Origin of the sequence: Azospirillum lipoferum (genome assembly GCF_024170005.1) — a bacterium.
Taxonomy (GTDB): Bacteria; Pseudomonadota; Alphaproteobacteria; order Azospirillales; family Azospirillaceae; genus Azospirillum; species Azospirillum lipoferum.
Map to the genome: position 1 here is coordinate 139,228 of NZ_JALJXJ010000008.1, position 16,484 is coordinate 155,711.

General features: G+C 65.2%; 16 protein-coding genes, 1 tRNA gene and 1 pseudogene. 11 read left to right on the top strand and 7 right to left on the bottom strand.

Features of this window, described 5'->3' with window-relative positions:
• Positions 1 to 158 precede the first annotated feature (158 nt).
• On the bottom strand, positions 159 to 629 hold the full coding sequence (locus J2848_RS18900) for a DoxX family protein (RefSeq protein ID WP_149234596.1): 471 nt from the start codon (positions 627 to 629) through the stop codon (positions 159 to 161).
• A 184-nt stretch (positions 630 to 813) separates the two neighbouring features.
• On the opposite strand from J2848_RS18900, the gene J2848_RS18905 reads away from it, so the two are divergent.
• Entirely contained in the window at positions 814 to 1,764 is a 951-nt protein-coding gene (locus J2848_RS18905; RefSeq protein ID WP_149234595.1) for an L-lactate dehydrogenase, read from the top strand.
• Between the two features lie 2 nt (positions 1,765 to 1,766).
• Here the strand turns inward: J2848_RS18905 and J2848_RS18910 are convergent, their stop codons facing one another.
• Entirely contained in the window at positions 1,767 to 2,687 is a 921-nt protein-coding gene (locus J2848_RS18910; RefSeq protein ID WP_149234594.1) for a LysR family transcriptional regulator, read from the bottom strand.
• Positions 2,688 to 2,786: 99 nt separating this feature from the next.
• On the opposite strand from J2848_RS18910, the gene J2848_RS18915 reads away from it, so the two are divergent.
• Positions 2,787 to 3,875, top strand: coding sequence for an NAD(P)H-binding protein (locus J2848_RS18915; RefSeq protein WP_149234593.1), 1,089 nt, complete (start codon positions 2,787 to 2,789; stop codon positions 3,873 to 3,875).
• Here J2848_RS18915 and J2848_RS18920 read toward each other — a convergent pair.
• Positions 3,819 to 4,025 carry a DUF2283 domain-containing protein gene (locus tag J2848_RS18920; protein ID WP_149234592.1) on the bottom strand — a complete coding sequence of 69 codons (207 nt, stop codon included), beginning with the start codon at positions 4,023 to 4,025 and terminating at the stop codon, positions 3,819 to 3,821. The genes J2848_RS18915 and J2848_RS18920 overlap by 57 nt on opposite strands.
• 94 nt (positions 4,026 to 4,119) lie before the next feature.
• Positions 4,120 to 4,677, bottom strand: a complete 558-nt coding sequence (ppa, locus tag J2848_RS18925; RefSeq protein WP_109076049.1) for an inorganic diphosphatase — start codon at positions 4,675 to 4,677, stop codon at positions 4,120 to 4,122.
• Between the two features lie 164 nt (positions 4,678 to 4,841).
• Between ppa and J2848_RS18930 the strand changes: the two genes are divergently transcribed.
• The 4 genes from J2848_RS18930 (at position 4,842) to J2848_RS18945 (ending at position 10,070) form a co-directional block, all read left to right on the top strand.
• The gene (locus tag J2848_RS18930; protein WP_149234591.1) at positions 4,842 to 6,629 is read left to right on the top strand and encodes an extracellular solute-binding protein; all 1,788 of its coding nucleotides are present in this window, start codon (positions 4,842 to 4,844) and stop codon (positions 6,627 to 6,629) included.
• A 112-nt stretch (positions 6,630 to 6,741) separates the two neighbouring features.
• Positions 6,742 to 8,241: an ABC transporter substrate-binding protein gene (locus J2848_RS18935; protein ID WP_149234590.1), complete on the top strand. Its 1,500-nt coding sequence runs from the start codon at positions 6,742 to 6,744 to the stop codon at positions 8,239 to 8,241.
• A gap of 42 nt (positions 8,242 to 8,283) precedes the next feature.
• Positions 8,284 to 9,246, top strand: coding sequence for an ABC transporter permease (locus J2848_RS18940; protein WP_149234589.1), 963 nt, complete (start codon positions 8,284 to 8,286; stop codon positions 9,244 to 9,246).
• Positions 9,243 to 10,070 (top strand): ABC transporter permease, encoded by an 828-nt coding sequence (locus J2848_RS18945; RefSeq protein WP_149234588.1) that lies wholly within the window; start codon positions 9,243 to 9,245, stop codon positions 10,068 to 10,070. Before J2848_RS18940 ends, J2848_RS18945 begins: the two co-directional genes overlap by 4 nt.
• 4 nt (positions 10,071 to 10,074) lie before the next feature.
• Here the strand turns inward: J2848_RS18945 and J2848_RS18950 are convergent, their stop codons facing one another.
• Positions 10,075 to 11,727, bottom strand: a complete 1,653-nt coding sequence (locus J2848_RS18950; RefSeq protein WP_149234587.1) for a hypothetical protein — start codon at positions 11,725 to 11,727, stop codon at positions 10,075 to 10,077.
• 174 nt (positions 11,728 to 11,901) lie between these two features.
• Complete coding sequence (gpt, locus tag J2848_RS18955) at positions 11,902 to 12,396, bottom strand: xanthine phosphoribosyltransferase (protein ID WP_042693907.1); 495 nt, start codon at positions 12,394 to 12,396, stop codon at positions 11,902 to 11,904.
• Between the two features lie 220 nt (positions 12,397 to 12,616).
• On the opposite strand from gpt, the gene J2848_RS18960 reads away from it, so the two are divergent.
• A tRNA-Arg gene (locus J2848_RS18960) sits at positions 12,617 to 12,693 on the top strand.
• A gap of 207 nt (positions 12,694 to 12,900) precedes the next feature.
• On the opposite strand, the pseudogene J2848_RS18965 reads toward J2848_RS18960, so the two are convergent.
• Positions 12,901 to 13,622, bottom strand: a pseudogene (locus tag J2848_RS18965) (IS5 family transposase).
• Between the two features lie 429 nt (positions 13,623 to 14,051).
• Here J2848_RS18965 and J2848_RS18970 point away from each other — a divergent pair.
• Genes J2848_RS18970 through J2848_RS18985 form a run of 4 tightly spaced genes read left to right on the top strand, consistent with a single transcriptional unit; the run spans position 14,052 to position 16,482 of the window.
• The gene (locus tag J2848_RS18970; RefSeq protein ID WP_149234586.1) at positions 14,052 to 14,450 is read left to right on the top strand and encodes a hypothetical protein; all 399 of its coding nucleotides are present in this window, start codon (positions 14,052 to 14,054) and stop codon (positions 14,448 to 14,450) included.
• Complete coding sequence (locus J2848_RS18975; RefSeq protein WP_211103309.1) at positions 14,447 to 14,833, top strand: helix-turn-helix domain-containing protein; 387 nt, start codon at positions 14,447 to 14,449, stop codon at positions 14,831 to 14,833. The genes J2848_RS18970 and J2848_RS18975 overlap by 4 nt, the downstream gene beginning before the upstream one ends.
• Positions 14,833 to 15,834, top strand: coding sequence for an ImmA/IrrE family metallo-endopeptidase (locus J2848_RS18980; RefSeq protein ID WP_170307245.1), 1,002 nt, complete (start codon positions 14,833 to 14,835; stop codon positions 15,832 to 15,834). Before J2848_RS18975 ends, J2848_RS18980 begins: the two co-directional genes overlap by 1 nt.
• Positions 15,835 to 16,482, top strand: coding sequence for a C1 family peptidase (locus J2848_RS18985; protein WP_149234584.1), 648 nt, complete (start codon positions 15,835 to 15,837; stop codon positions 16,480 to 16,482).
• Positions 16,483 to 16,484 lie beyond the last annotated feature (2 nt).

A 16,484-nucleotide genomic window follows, 5' to 3' on the forward strand; every position in this document is an offset into this window, starting at 1 on the left:
CCAGTCTGCCACGGGACGCCGACGGTTTTGATGACGAACAGCACAGGCCCGGACTTTCATCCCCGCCATTTGCTGCGACGCAACATTAAGGGCTGGTATGACCATTGGGCAAGAGGCGTTTCGTCGCGCCGGATCCGGTCGGGCGGTTCCGGTTCCGCTTACCGGGGCGACCGGCGCCAGGCGTCGGCCGACACCGCCAGGGACAGCAGCCCCCACAGCACCAGATACTCCACCCCGCCCTTGGCCCAGTACCAGTTGACCCCCTTGGTGGCGAAGATGGCATAGGCGGCCACCACCATGCAGCCGGCCGACAGCAAAGCCGCCCAGCGGGTGAAGAAGCCGCAGACGAGCATCACGAGGGCCAGGGATTCGCACAGGATGGCGAGGCCGAGGAAGAACGGCGCCGGCTCCAGCCCGGCCTTGGCGAAGAAGCCCAGGGAGGTGTCGATGCCGGCCAGCTTCTGGTAGACATGCGGGGCATAGAACAGGCCCAGCAGAATGCGCACCATGTTCATCGGCAGCGCCGGGGAGAAGCGGTCGGGCAGGATCGCCGGGCCGATCAGTGCGGCGAGCGGCGATGTGCCACCCGTTACGTGGGACCCAGTCCTGTTTGCGATTCCAGTGGACATGATCGGTCAATCCTTAAAATTCTAGTGAATTTTGCCTGTTTGGCTGAAAAAGCGCTGAATGAGAATGCCGGCTGACAGGCAAGCGTGGGGCGACTTCGCGGTACACCCGGCCATTATTTGAGTTCTTTTATTTCCATCATTGATCCAGCACAATTCACCGCGAAACGGGTTCGGGGAGGACTGCATGAAGGTCGGAATCGTCGGGGCGGGATTCGTCGGCAGCACCGCCGCCTTCGCCATGGTCACCACCGGTGCGGCGAGCGAGGTGGTGCTGGTCGACATGAACGAGGCGCTGGCCCAGGCCCAGGCCCAGGACATCGCCCATGCCGTGCCCTTCACCCATGCCGTCACCGTCCGCGCCGGTTCCTACGCCGCGCTGGAGGGGGCGGGGGTGGTCGTGCTGTCGGCCGGCGTCGCCCAGAAGCCGGGCGAAACCCGGCTGGAACTGCTGGAACGCAACGCCAAGGTGTTCGGTGCCATCATCCCGGAAGTTCTGAAGGCTGCCCCCGACGCCGTTCTGCTGGTCGCCAGCAACCCGGTCGATGTGATGACGCAGATCGCCACCCGCATCAGCGGTCTGCCGCGCAACCGGGTCATCGGCTCCGGCACAGTGCTCGACACCGCGCGGTTCCGCGCCCTGCTGGCCGAACAGCTGGCGGTGACGCCGCGCTCCGTCCACGCCCATGTGGTGGGCGAGCATGGCGATTCGGAGGTTCTGCTGTGGTCGAGCGCCACCGTCGCCGGCTTGTCCGTCGAGCAGGCGGCCGCCCAGCTCCGCCGCAGCCTGACGGCGGAGGACCGCGCCGCCATCGACGAGGGGGTGCGCCGTGCCGCCTACCGCATCATCAACGGCAAGGGCCACACCGCCTTCGGCATCGGCGGCGGGTTGGCCCGGCTGGTGTCGGCCATCGGCGCCGACGAGCGGCTGGTGGCGACCTGCGCCCTGCTGACCGACGATGTCTGCGGCGTGCCGCAGGTGGTGTTGTCGCTGCCGCGCGTCATCGGCGCCGGCGGCGTCATCGACACCGTCCTGCCCAACCTGTCGGCGGAGGAGGAAACCGCCCTGCGCCGCAGCGCCGAAATCCTGAAGGAGGCCGCCGACGGGGTGGAGCGCCGGATGGGCTGGACCAGTTGACGCTACCCGGCATGCTCCGCTGACACGTGATCCCTCAGTCCCGCCGCCAGCCCGTCGAAGACGGCGCGGCAGCGCGGGGTGGAGCGCAGATCCTCGTGCATGGCGACCCACATGCCCATCGGCATGTCGAAGGCGTCGGCCAGCAGCCGGACCAGATCGGGGTTCCGCCGTGCCATCGGAACCTGACAGATGCCGATGCCGAAGCCGGCCTCGATCGCCGCCAACTGGGCCAGATGGCTGTCGGACCGCAGGGCGAAGCGGGGCAGGGTGAGGCCCGGCGCCCGCCGCAGCATGGCGCGGATGTCCGGCGTCTCGCGGTCGAAGCCGATCAGGCTGTGGCGGTCGAGATCCCCCATACACCGCGGAATGCCGTGGCGATCCAGGTAGCTGCGATGGGCGTGCATGCCGAGTGTTATGACGCCGATCCGCCGGACGAGCAGCGCCTGCTGGTCCGGCTCCACCATCCGCACCGCCACATCGGCATTCCGTTGCAGCAGGTCGTCGACGGCGTTCGACAGCACCAGTTCGATCTCCAGGTCGGGATGGCGGGTTCGCAAGCCGGCCAGGATTGCCGGCAGGATGCGGGCGCCCACCACCTCGCTGGCGGTGATCCGTACGGTGCCGCGCACCTCCGCCCCGCAACCTTTCCCTCCATAGCCCGACGCCGTTCGCCACAGGCTGGCCGCCGCCGCGTCCAACGCCTCCACCTGCGGCTTCAGCGCCAGCGCCGCATCGGTGGGGTCCAGTCCGCGCGGCGAGCGCAGGAACAGGGAGCCGCCGACCGCCTCCTCCAGCGCCGCGACATGGCGGGCCAGCGTCGGTTGCGTCAACCCCAGGGCGCGCGCCGCCGCCGACAGCGATCCTTCGCGGATCACCGCCAGGAAACTGCGGTAAAGGTCCCAACTGGGCGGTGGCTGGCTCATTGATTTCAGTATAGCGATTAGCCGAAGTTCGACAATTCTGTTCAGCCATCTCCCGGTCCATCCTTTCTCATCACGAAGCGAAAGGCGATGGAGGCAGCGATGGCAGGACAGGCGACCGGTATACAGGCGACCGGCGCAGGCAGGACCGCCTTGGTTCTGGGGGCGACCGGCGGGATCGGCGGCGAGATGGCGCGGGCGCTGGCGGCGCGTGGCTGGACGGTGCGCGGCCTGCGCCGCAAGCTGGCGGAGGCGCCGCGGTCGGGGAAGGGGGCGGACGGCATCGACTGGATCGTCGGTGACGCGATGAACGCCGCCGATGTGAGGACGGCGGCCGAAGGGGCGGCGCTGATCGTCCATGCGGTGAACCCGCCCGGCTACCGGGATTGGGACCGGTTGGTTCTCCCCATGCTCGACAACGGTATTGCCGCAGCCTGCGCCAACCATGCCCGCATCCTGCTGCCCGGCACCGTCTACAATTACGGCCCCGACGTCTTCCCGCTGATCCCGGAAACGGCGGCGCAGAACCCGCTGACCCGCAAGGGCGCCATCCGGGTGGAGATGGAACGCCGCCTGCACCGCGCGGTGGGGCAGGGGGCGAAGCTGTTGATTCTACGCTGCGGCGACTTCTTCGGTCCGCGGGCCGGCAACAACTGGTTCAGCCAGGGCCTGCTGACGCCCGGCAAGCCGCCGACCCGCATCAACCAGCCCGGCCGGCCGGGGGTCGGCCATCAATGGGCCTATCTGCCCGATGTGGCGGAAACGGCAATGCGCCTGCTCGACCGCGAGGCGGAACTGGGCGACGACGCGATGTTCCATATGGACGGCCATTGGGATGCCGACGGCGGCGGAATGGTCGCGGCCATCGCCCGCGCGCTCGGCGAACCCGGCCTGCCGGTGCGGCGGATGCCGTGGTGGCTGCTGCGGCTGGGCGGTCTGGCGGTGCCGCTGCTCCGCGAACTCAGCGAGATGCGCTATCTGTGGCAACGCCCGGTGCGGCTGGACAACCGCCGCCTGCTGGCCTTCCTGGGCGAGGAACCGCACACGCCGCTGGACTTGGCCGTGCGTCGGTCGCTTGCCGGATTGGGGCATCTCCCCGGGCAGCCGGCGGATGGCTCCGAACCCAATCGGATTCTATTCGGCAGCCATCGGCATCAGGATCAGCCGTCCGATCAGGTCGGTTTTGGCTGAGGCGTGCTGGATATCGTAGCCGACCGGTTCGCCATCGGCACCGTAATCGACCATCACATCGGGTTCGATCTCGACCGTCCGTTTCGAGGGCAGCGGACGAACCTCGATATAAAGACTGTCGGTGCCGGGATCGTAGCTGGTTTTCATCATCGACGGCCGGATTGGCCGTTATGGCAGATCGACCAATATTAAGAAGCGGAGCCGGCGCCTTCTCAGACGCCGGCTTGCCCGGAGCGAGTTACCCTCAGACCACCGGACCCGGCGTGCCCTTGTTGGCTTCCAGGGCGCGGGCGAGGCCTTCCTCGATCTTCTTGGCGGCCTCTTCGGCGTTGCCCCAGCCGCGGACCTTCACCCACTTGTTCTTTTCGAGATCCTTGTAGTGCTCGAAGAAGTGGGCGATCTGCTCGGTGACGATGGCCGGCAGGTCGGTGTAGTTCTTCACGTCGGTGTAGAACGGGTGCAGCTTGTCGACCGGAACGGCCAGCAGCTTCTCATCCTCGCCGGCCTCGTCCTCCATGTACAGGACGCCGATGGGGCGCGAGCGCAGGACCGCACCCGGGACGACGCCGTGCTGGCCGACGACGCAGACGTCCACCGGATCGCCGTCACCCGACAGGGTGTGCGGGATGAAGCCGTAGTTGCAGGGATAGAACATCGCGGTGTGCAGGAAACGGTCGACGAACACCGCGCCCGAGTCCTTGTCGACCTCGTACTTCACCGGCTGGCCGCCGATCGGGATCTCGATGACGACGTTCACATCCCAGGGGACATTCTTGCCCGCGGCGAGCTTGCTCAGATCCATGTATCGCGTTCCTTCGACTGGCGTATTCAGGGCACGTTCTTGTTTTGGCGCCGATGCCCGGTCCGGCGCCACGCGGGGCGGGAGTTTAGGCGGAACGCACCCTGAGTCCAAGGAACTTGCGCTGGCTCTTGCGCAGGTGCGGCAAAGCGGCAACCCTGCCGGTCATGCCCCATCCGATCGCCCTTCTCCTCACCCTTCTGGTCCTGCTGGCACCCCTTCCGGGGCGGGCAGACTCACCCCAACACGGCATCGCCATGCATGGCGATCTGGCCTTGCCGCCGGACTTCAAGGCTCTCCCGTACGTCAATCCGGCGGCACCCAAGGGCGGCACCATCCGGCAGGCGGTGACCGGCAGTTTCGACAGCCTGCATCCGCACATCGTCAAGGGCGCGCCGGCGCTGGGGATGGGCTATGTCTTCGAAACGCTGCTGACGCGGTCGTGGGACGAGCCCTTCTCGTTGTACGGCCTGCTGGCCGACCGGGTGGAGGTGGCCGACGACCGCTCCGCCGTCACCTTCCACATCAACCCGAAGGCGCGCTGGCATGACGGCGCGCCGCTGACCGCCGCCGACGTGCTGTTCTCGCTGGAGGTGCAGCGACGGGACGGCACCCCCAACCGCCGCCTGTTCTACGCCAAGGTCACGGCGGCCGAGGCGCCCGATCCACAGACCGTCCGCTTCGCCTTCTCTCCCAATCCGGACGGCAGCATCGACCGCGAGATGCCGCTGCTGATGGGGCTGATGCCGATCCATTCCAAGGCCTTCTGGTCCGGCCGCGATTTCAGCCGCACGACGCTGGAGCCGATCCTGGGCAGCGGCCCCTACCGTGTCGCCGCGGTCGATCCCGGCCGCCGCATCGTCTATGAGCGGGTGCGCGACTATTGGGGGCGCGACCTGCCGGTCCGGGTCGGGCAGTACAATGCCGACCGGCTGGAGTTCGATTATTACCGCGACGATTCGGTGGCGCTGGAAGCCTTCAAGGCCGGGCAGGGCGACGTTCGTTACGAAAGCGATCCGGCCAAATGGGCCACCGGCTACGATGGCCCCGCCCTGCGCGACGGCCGCATCGTCCGGGAGGAAGTGCCGAACCACCGGCCCGAACCGGCCCGCGGCCTGATCTTCAACACCCGCCGGACGCTGTTCGCCGATGTCCGGGTGCGCCGGGCGCTGGGGATGGCGCCGGATTTCGACTGGATCGGCCGCAGCCTGTTCCACGGCCTGCTGACCCGCACCGCCAGCTACTACCCCAACTCCGACCTCGCCGCCCGCGGCCTGCCGGAGGGGGAGGAGTTGCAGGCGCTGGAGCCCTTCCGCGACCGTCTGCCGCCCGACCTGTTCGCCAAGCCTTTCACCCTGCCGGACAGCGGCAATGGCGGTCTGCGCGCCAACCGCCGCGAAGCACTGCGGCTGCTGGAACAGGCCGGCTGGCGGGTGCGCGACGGCCGGCTGACCGATGGCTCGGGAAACCGTTTCGCCTTCGAAATCCTGTTGTCCGACCCATCGGAGGAGCGGGTGGCGCTGGAGTTCGCCCGCTCGCTGGAGCCGTTGGGGATCGAAGCCCGCGTCCGTACGGTGGACAGTGCCCAGTTCCAGGCCCGGCTCGAACGTTTTGATTTCGATATGACCATGCGCTGGTGGGCGTCCACCCTGTCGCCGGGCAACGAGCAGCTCTATTATTACGGATCCGATGCGGCCGGGCAGGAGGGTAGCCGCAACCTTGCCGGCATCCGCGATCCGGTGGTCGACGCGCTCGCCCGCTCCATCGCCGCGGCGACCACGCGGGCTGCCCTGGTCGGCCGGGTGCGGGCATTGGACCGGGTTCTGCTGTGGGGGCATTACATGGTCCCGCTCTACCACAGCCCGGTCGACCGCATCGCCCGCTGGTCGGGTCTGCACCGCTCCGCCGTCACCCCGCTCTATGGCCCGATGCTGGAAAGCTGGTGGGTGGAATAGCTCACGGGACAATGGAGGCGGCTGGCGGCTCTGCTTGCGCTCTCCCGCGCCGCACCGCATCATCGCGGCAAAGAGAACGTCGACAACGACGAGACGGGGGAGTTTGCCAACCATGCCGACCGCCAAGCAGCGCTTCACCCTTGCCGCCTTCGCCTTCGCGGCCCTTGCGCTTGCCGCCACAACCCAGACGGCAACGGCCCAGCCGCGCACCGACCTCGTCGTCGGCATGGCGCTGGAGCCGCCGCATCTCGACCCCACCGCCGGTGCGGCCGGCGCCATCAAGGAAGTCACCTACGCCAACCTGTTCGAACCGCTGCTGCGCGTCGATGCCGACGGCAAGCTGGTGCCCGGGCTGGCGGAGCGCTGGAGCGTGTCGGAAGACGGGCTGACCTACCGCTTCACCCTGCGTCCGAACGCGAAGTTCCATGACGGCACCGGCGCCGATTCGGCCGACGTGAAATTCACGCTGGACCGCGCCCGCGCCGCCGATTCGGTCAACGCGCAGAAGGCCTATTTCGCCCCGATCGCCCAGGTCGAGACGCCGGACCCGCAGACGGTGGTCGTCACCCTGTCGCGCCCCGACGGCCTGTTCCTGTTCCACATGGCGAGCGGCGACGCCGCCATCGTCGCCCCGGAATCGGCGGCGACCAACAAGCAGAAGCCCGTCGGCACCGGCCCCTTCAGGTTCGACCGCTGGGTCGCCGGCGACCGGGTGGTGCTGGTCCGCAACCCCGACTATGACGGCGCCAAGCCCAAGCTCGACCGCGTCACCTTCCGCTTCGTCAGCGACCCGGCCGCCCAGGTGGCGGCGCTGAAGGCCGGCGACATCGACGCCTTCACCCTGTTCAGCACCTACGAAGCGCTGCCGGAATTCCGCAACGACCCGAAATTCGTGGTGACGGTCGGCTCGACGGAGGGCGAGACGCTCCTGTCGACCAACAACGCCCGCAAGCCCTTCGACGATGTCCGCGTCCGCCGCGCCATGGCCCACGCCATCGACCGCAAGACGCTGATCGACGGCGTGCTCTACGGCAACGGTGTGGCCATCGGCAGCCATTTCCCGCCGCACCGCGAGGGCTATGTCGATCTGACCGGCCTGTACCCCTACGACCCGGCCAGGGCGAAGGCGCTGCTGGCCGAGGCGGGCTATCCCAACGGTTTCGACACCACGCTGCGCCTGCCGCCGCCGCCCTACGCGCGGCGTGGCGGCGAACTGGTCGCCGCCATGCTGGCGGAGGTCGGCATCCGCGCGAAGATCGAGCCGGTGGAATGGGCGGCCTGGCTGGAAAAGACGTTCAAGGGCAAGGATTACGACCTGACCATGATCGCCCATACCGAGCCGCTGGACATCGACATCTATGCCCGCCCCGACTACTACTTCAATTACAAGAGCGAGCGCTTCAATGCCCTGAACGACGCGCTGAACCGCACCCAGGACCCCGCCAAACGCAATGCCCTCTACGGCGAGGAGCAGAAGCTGCTGGCCGAGGATGCGGTCAACGGCTTCCTGTTCATGCTGCCGTCGGTGACGGTGCAGAAGGCCGGCCTGACCGGCCTGTGGGTGAACCGCCCGGTCCAGGCCAACGACGTCACCGGCGTTTCCTGGAAATGACGCCGAGCCGAATTGAGTTGACCAAGTAAGGATAGCCCCGGCGTGCTTGCGTTCCTGCTGCGACGGCTGGTCAGCCTGATCGTCACCGTCTGGCTGGCCAGCATCGTGGTTTTCGCGGTGCTGCAACTGGTTCCCGGCGACCCGGCGCTGCTGATGCTGGGCGTCAACGCGCAGCCCGACACGCTGGCGGCATTGCGCAGCCAGATGGGTCTCGACCAGCCCATCCTTACCCGCTACCTGCATTGGGCCGGCGGGCTGGCCCGCGGCGATTTCGGCGTCAGCCTGACCTACGCCCGCCCGGTGGCGGATCTGGTGGCGGAGCGGCTGGCGGTGACCCTGCCGCTGTCCCTGCTGTCGCTGGTCATCAGCACGGTTCTGGCCCTGCCGCTCGGCCTGCTGGCGGCGGCGCGGCGGGGGCGGGGCGGGGATTGGGCGGTGCTGGGCTTCTCGCAGCTCGGCGTGTCGATGCCCAGCTTCTGGATCGCCATCCTGCTGATCCTGCTGTTCTCGCTGACCCTGCACTGGTTTCCGGCCGGCGGCTTTCCCGGTTGGAGCGGCGGCATCGGCCCCGCCCTGCACGCGCTGCTGCTGCCGGCCCTGGCGCTGGCGGTGCCGGAGGCCGCCATCCTCGCCCGCGTCACCCGCACCGCCGTGCTCGACACGCTGGCCGAGGACCATATCCGCACCGCCCGCGCCAAGGGCGTGGGCCGCGTCGCCGTCCTGCTGCGCCACGCCCTGCCCAACGCCCTGATCCCGGTGGCGACGGTGCTGGGGTTGCAAATCTCCTTCCTGGTGGCGGGCGCGGTGGTGGTGGAGAATGTCTTCACCCTGCCGGGGCTGGGGCGGCTGCTCTATCAGGCCATCGGCCAGCGCGACCTGATCGTGGTGCAGGGAGTCGTCGTGCTGCTGGCGCTGTTCGTCGTGCTGGTGAACGCCCTGGTCGACATTGCCTGCGCGCTGGCCGACCCGCGCCCGCCAGCCGCAGGAAAAGGAGGGGAATCGTGAGGCGGAAGCTCCCCCTCTCCCTCCATCTCGGTGCCGCGCTGACCCTGCTGCTGGTCGCCGTGGCGCTGTTGTCACTGCTGTGGACGCCCTACCCGGCGGAGCAGGTGCGGGTGATCGCCCGGCTGAAGCCGCCGAGTGCCGCCCATTGGCTCGGCACCGACCATTTCGGGCGCGACGTGCTGTCGATGATCATGGTCGGCGCCCGCAACTCGCTGGCCGTCGGGGCGGCGGCTGTCGGGCTGGGGCTGCTGGGCGGGGTGCCGCTGGGGCTGCTGGCCGCCGGGCTCGGGCGCTGGGGGGACGAGGTGGTGGCGCGGCTGGGCGATCTGGTCTTCGCCTTTCCCGCCGTGCTGACGGCGATCCTGCTGACCGCGGCGCTGGGGGCGGGCGCCGTCAACGTCGTCGTGGCGCTGGCGCTGTTCAACGCCGCCGTTCTGGCCCGCGTCACCCGCGGTGCGGCGCTGGCGGTGTGGCGGCGGCCCTTCGTCGGGGCGGCGCTGGCGCTGGGGCGGGGACCGCTGTCGGCGACGCTGGTGCATGTGCTGCCCAATATCGCCGGCATCGTCGTGGTCCAGGCCACCGTCCTGTTCGCCGTCGCCATCGTCAACGAGGCGGCGCTGAGCTATCTCGGCCTCGGCATCCAGCCGCCCAGCCCCAGCTGGGGCAAGATGCTGGGTGACGCCCAGACCTACCTGTTCACCGCCCCCTTGCAGGCGGTGTTCCCCGGCGTCGCGATCGCGCTGAGCGTCATGGGGCTGACGATGCTGGGCGATGGCCTGCGCGACTGGCTCGACCCGCGGCACCGCTCGTCGGGGGTGATGTAAGCACTCACCCCACCTGCCGCGTCCGCTCCGACAGTTCGATCAGGTCCATCAGCTCGTTGCTCTTCCAATAGCGCGACTTGCCGACTTCGGTGCGGGCCGTGGCGACGAGGTCGTCGATGATCGCCTGTTCGTCGGCGCCAAGCTGGCCGCCGCGCTCCATGCGGTGCGACAGCAGGCGGGTCATGTTGTGGCTGAAGGTGGGGATCCAGGCGCTGACGCGCTGGCCGAACACGCCGGCGATGGCGTTGATGCGCAGGAGATGCTCCATCCGCTCGTCGAGCGGATCGGTCTCCTCGAACTTCATCGCCTTCTCGACGTTGGCGCGCAGTTCCTCCAGCAGGGTTTCGCGCCACTTCACCAGATCGTAGGTCTCGAATCCGAAGTCGCGCGACATCGCCTGCCAGTGCCACAGCAGCCGGTCGAGCCAGACGACGTCGGCATGGTCGATCACCGATTGGCGCCGGGCGGCGGCGGCCTGGGCGGAGCGTTCCATCGCCACCGCGGCGACGCGCGAGCCGATGATCTTTGCCGCCTGGGTCCAGGCGTTGCGGAAGGCCGGTTCGCTGCGCCGGTCCTCCATCAGCCCCGCCGAGGTGGCGGCATGGACCAGCTGGTCGAGCCGCTGCACCAGCGCCTCCAGCCGCGCCTTCTCCTTGGCGCTGGGCCGGATGGCGGAGCCGGGAACCCGGTCGTTCAGCTTCAGGATGACGGTCAGCGCCGCGGTCAGCGCCCGCGTGACCCCGATGAAATGGCCGGTCAGCGCCGCGGTCATGGCGTCGCCGCGGCCGGGATCGACGCCGCTCTGCCGGATATAGAGGGCGGCGACCGGATAGTTGCGCTTCACCGACAGGACCGACAGCGGCAGCATGGCGGCCAGATCGTCGCCGCAGCGCTCGCGCAGCGATTCGGTGGCGTCCAGCAGCAGGTCGGCCAGCCGGTTCGCCTCCGCCTCGCTGCTGCAAGCGGCGGGGAAATCCTCCAGCCGGTCGGCGACCGGCTTCACCGGGCCTTCGGCGTTGGTCAGGACCAGATGCATCAGCCGCAGCGTGCCGACGTCGATGTGCGGCGTCTTTTCCAGGAAGCCCGACATCAGGCGGGTGCGGCGCTGCCGGTTGCGCGACATGCCGGCCAGCAGCTCGTCCACCGCCTTCTTGTTCGCCAGCACGGCGTCGAGATGCTTCACCGAGGCGACGCGCATCCGTTCCCTCATCACCAGGGCGACGGGGGAGCGCAGGATGCGGTCGATCACGTCGCCGCGCGCCATCTCGTCCAGCGTCTCCTGCGCCTCCACCGCCAGCAGCGGGAAGGCGTCGCGGCTCAGCGCCTCCCACAGGGCGCCGACGTCGACCCGTTGCAGCATGCCGGGGATGGCGACGCCGCCGTGGTACAGCACGTCGTCGTCGATCAGGAAGGCTTCGAACAGGTTGGTGAACAGGCGCCGGGCGCGGTTGGTGCGCTGGCGGTTCAGATACTCGATGACATATTGGCGGACGAGCTGGACCCGGTCGGTCGGCTCGCTGTCCATCCCCTCGATCTCGCTCAGCAGGCTGTAGACGAGGCTGGCCGGCAGCCGTGTCACCAAGGCGTCGATCTTCTGCCGCAGCTCGTCCTGGGGCAGCTCATCCGGACGGAGGTCGCCGGTCGAATCATCGGTCATGCGCGGGCCGCCACGCGATGTTGGAAGGCGTCGGGGTGGAAGGCGTCGGCGGACGCAGACGCTCCGCCGCGCGTCATTTAGGACGCAAACGGTAAATTTTTATGTAATGAACCGGGGGCGGCCGTCCCCACCGGACGGGACCGGGTGGGACAGGCCGCGCCTCGGGCTGGCCGCTCAGCCGTTCCGCTGCTTGGCGATCGGCTGCGAGAACTGCAGCTCGATGTCCCAGGGGAAGTGGATCCAGGTGTCCTGGCTGACTTCGGTGATGAAGGTGTCGACCAGCGGGCGGCCGGCCGGCTTGGCGTAGACGGTGGCGAAATGCGCCTTCGGCAGCATCTTGCGCACGATCTCCGCCGTCTTGCCGGTGTCCACCAGATCGTCGATGATCAGCCAGCCCTCGCCGTCGCCGGCATTGGCGCCTTCGACGCCCTTCAGGATCGTCGCGTTGCGCTGCTGCTGGTGGTCGTAGCTGGAGACGCAGACGGTGTCGATCATGCGGATCTCAAGCTCGCGCGCGATGATCGCCGCGGGAACCATGCCGCCGCGCGTGATCGCGATGATGCCCTTCCACGGGCCGCGGTCGATCAGGCGCCAGGCCAGCGCCTTGGCATTGCGGTGGAGCTCTTCCCAGGACACCGGGAAATGCTTGTTGAAGGGGGCTTCGGCCACGGGACTGACTCTCCAAAAACAGCAAGTGGCCTGTATAACCCAGCCGCCGCCGCCCGGCAATTGCGGGCGATTCGGGTGGCCGGGACCTGCCGTCGCGGGGGCCGCCTCAGTGCCATCGAAAATTCGTCAAAAAAGCGCTTGCGGGGCAGGGGGCTTCTGAGTATGTTGCGCGCCTCGACGCCGACGGCCTGCCGCCGACGCCGGGATGAAGATACACAGCGCGCCCGTAGCTCAGCTGGATAGAGCATCAGACTACGAATCTGAGGGTCAGGAGTTCGAATCTCTTCGGGCGCGCCATCTTTTCTAAATGAAATCAATAGCTTGATAGGCGCCGATCACAGGATCAGGCGCCTTTCGTGTTTTGTCAGGTACACCAGAGGTACATGCAGAGGTACAGGTTGGTGCAAGTTCATCCTCCGCTGCAAGGGAGGATTTGGGGCCTCATCATTGGGTTGAAACCCCTCCTGTCTCTGCCGGCCTTGCCTTTGGTCGTGTTGGCCAAGTTCAGAGCCATAGAAGAATCGCTGCGACGGTGATCATGGCGAGATAGTTGGTGGCGCGCTTCTCATACCGTGTTGCGATTCGCCGGAAATGCTTCCACCTGTTAATCAGCCGCTCGACGCGATTGCATTCTCGATAGGCATCGTGGTCGAAAGCCGGGTCGGGCCGTTCGTTGCTCTTGGTCGGGATCACCGGCGTGATGCTCCGCCGTCGCAGGGCGGAGCGGATGACGCCGCTGCTGTAAGCCTTGTCGGCGGCCAGCCGGTCGGGCTTGAGGCGCGGTCGCCCGCGGCCCAACCGCCTGATCCAGCCGGTGCCCATCACTATGGCGAACGCCTTGCTGTCGGGACTTGGCCACCGGTCAAAGTGAATGTGACCGGCAAGCCTTGGCCCTCAGCGCGGACATGGATCTTGGTCGAGATGAGCGCGGAGCACGGTGCCGTCCACGTAGTGCAGGCTCCAGTCCACCCGACCCTGGCGGTCGGCACTGGCCTGCAAGGCTTACAGGATGCGCTGCAAGATGCCGGCGCGGCGCCAGCGGTAGAACCAGTCTGACACCGGCCGAACGCCCCATAAAGCTCTGGCGAAACCCGTCACGGCGCTTCGCTGCTGGCGATCCACAGCATGCCATTGATCATCTGCCGGTGAGAGTGATTCGGCAGGCCAGTGCGAGGTTTTTCGGGAGGAAGGTACGGCTTCGGCCGCTCCCATTGTGCATCAGTCAGATCGCAACGTCCCTTTCAGAACAAGTGGGGACCGTTCCCTCAACCTGCTACCCTTTTGCCAACACGGCCTAGTCGGTTTGTCTCGTCATGTTGAAAACCTGGATGCATCTCAAAATCTTAGGGGATCCTCGAACGCCTCGTTCCAAGTGTCAGGCGACATCCCAATTTGCCCCCTTGGCGACACGAGCGCTGCCCCCTCTGACATCGTTACCGCAGCGTGGGCTTCAGGTTGTCCCGGTAGTCCATAGGCTTGATCCGGCGGGCAATTTTCCAGCCCGAGGAGGATCAAGCCTGTGGGCCCACCGGGGCAACCGGGGGGCAGCCTTCATGTCGCCAGGGGGGCAGTTCCAGGTGTCGCCTGACACCAAGGACATTGCGACATAGCACGGGGTGGTGTCGCCGTAAGGAACATGAGGCGAACGAAAGTGTTTGAAATTCGAACATGCCTACGCTAAATTATTAGGAAATCCGACACGCAAGGCTGACAGGTGCGCAATGCCCGACTGCTTAAGGGGTTTTAACGATGAAGAGTTGATTGACGATTTACGCGCTGAATGGGAAGAACAAATCGGCGGAGATGAAGAAGATCCCTTTGCAGAAACTGAGATTGAGCCTTTGGAAGGCACGACATATGAGGTCCAGCCAGTCGTTGATTCTTTGGGCGTTGTTAGAATTCTTCTTACCATTGAGCGGCGTGTTGGCTTCGACATTCCACCGTGTATTATTCGGCGCGGTGGCTACCACAGTTTTGAAGAGATGGTCGATCACCTTCTTCCTAAAATCCGCGCGTTGCAAGTTGACCAAATGAGGAGGAAGGTCGGGGCATGAAGTTGGGAGTAACCGGAGGAAATCCAATGACTCAAGACAGAGAGGTTGAGCGCCAGAGACTCGGTCAGAAGCTAAAGGATGCAAGAGAATATTTGGCCCTTTCACAGGATGAAGTAGCAAAATTGCTACACTTGCCAAGATCCGCCATATCTCTGATAGAGGCCGGACAAAGAAAGATTGATGCATTTGAGTTGAAAAAACTTTCGGAAATATATCAAATTCCAATAAGTAAACTTACCGGAGACGAATCGGAATCAGGTGTTGAGTCTGTATCAATTAAACATTTAGCACGCACTGCTTCGAAATTGTCGGATCGTGATCGAGAAGAGCTGCTGCGTTTCGCCCAGTTCTTACAGATTAAAGGCCAATTGCGGACGGAATGATGACCAACTTTCGTGACGCCATATTGTCTGGAACTAAAGCGGCAGCGAAGCTGCATCGCGAGTTTCACCATGCAGACGCCGTGAAGGCGTTGGGCGGCGGCGTCGATGTGTTTGGTGCGACTATTAATCTTGGTGCGGTGCTCATCTTCCGCCCACTAGAAGGATTGCTTGGGGCTTGTATACCTGGACAAAATCCAGGAGTAATGATTTCAACCCAGCGGGCACTTCGAATTCAGCGCTTTACGGGAGCCCATGAACTTGGTCATGTCGTGATGCGTCATGAGCTGAAAATTGATGGGGAGGAGATCCTGGCACGCGCTCCAAGCCAGGGGGGATATGATCTTCAAGAGATTGAAGCCGACGCTTTTGCTGCTGAATTTTTAATGCCCAAATGGGTTTTCCAGGCTCATGCAAGGCGACAAGGCTGGAACAAGGAGAGCATGGAAGACCCGTGTGTGGTGTATCAGATGGCCTTGCGCATCGGCGCCAGCTACGATGCCACATGTCGTGCCCTCAACCGCCACAGTATCATAGATGGAAGCACTCGGGAGAAGCTTCTCAGAGTTGAACGCAAGAGGATTAAGAAGAGCCTTCTTGGAGATGTCGCGGTTGAAAATTGGCATCGCGACGTATGGCTTCTAACCGAACGAGACGAAGGCACTGTAATTGAAGGACAACCCGAAGACTGCTTTGTCTTACGCTTGCGGGAGAGAAGTTCAGCGGGGTACGTATGGAATTTTAAGAGTCTCCAGGAGGCAGGCTTTGCAATTTTGCGCGATACTCGTGACATTCCCTCACCGGAAACAGCGATTGGTGGTGTAGTCTCCAGGCTGTTGACGCTGCGGCGCGACGAGCCCGATTTGGGTGAGTTGTCAGTTGAGCAGCGCCGGCCATGGCTCAAGACCGGAGCGCCGCTTTCCAAATTTCAACTTAAATACGATCTACTCGGCAAGGAAATTGGAATGCCGCGTGCGGTGCGCCGCCAACTTACGGCGGCTTAAATGTTGATCAAAATTATTCATGACCTCCGTGGTAAGTTTGGATTGGTGCGAGAGCAAGGCGAGCGCATGACGTGTCTTGCGTTCGCCATGAGCGATGCTCATGCAGCCTTCCGTGGAGCGTTCGTACCCTTGTCAGTTGAGCATCTTTACTGGCATTGCATGAAGCGGACGCCGAATGCTAACCCGGATGAAGGTACAAATATGCCCACCGTCAGGATGTCGTTGAAGGAAGATGGGCAAGCTCTTGAAGATCAATGGCGTTATCTCCCGCAGCTGCCCGCAGAATTGTCTGAATGGCAACCGCCACCTTCTGCAACCCCAGTTTTGACCTGTCGGAGCCTTCCTCTAAATGGCGCTACGGCGCTCATTTGCCAATATTTGGCGGCTGGCAAGCCTGTTGTGATCGCTTTTGCAATGAGTGATGCTTTTTACAACCCTAACGAAGACGGAGTTGTCGAAGCTCCCGACAACGATGCGCCTGCCGGTCACCACGCTGTGGTTGTGGTGGGGTGTGGAAATTATAAGAATCGACGTTACTTGCTGCTACGTAATAGTTGGAGTGCTGATTGGGGGAAAGATGGTCACGCTTGGGTGTCGGAGACGTACATAGACCCGCGAATCCACGCCGCTGCAATCATGGTTGCCTGAAG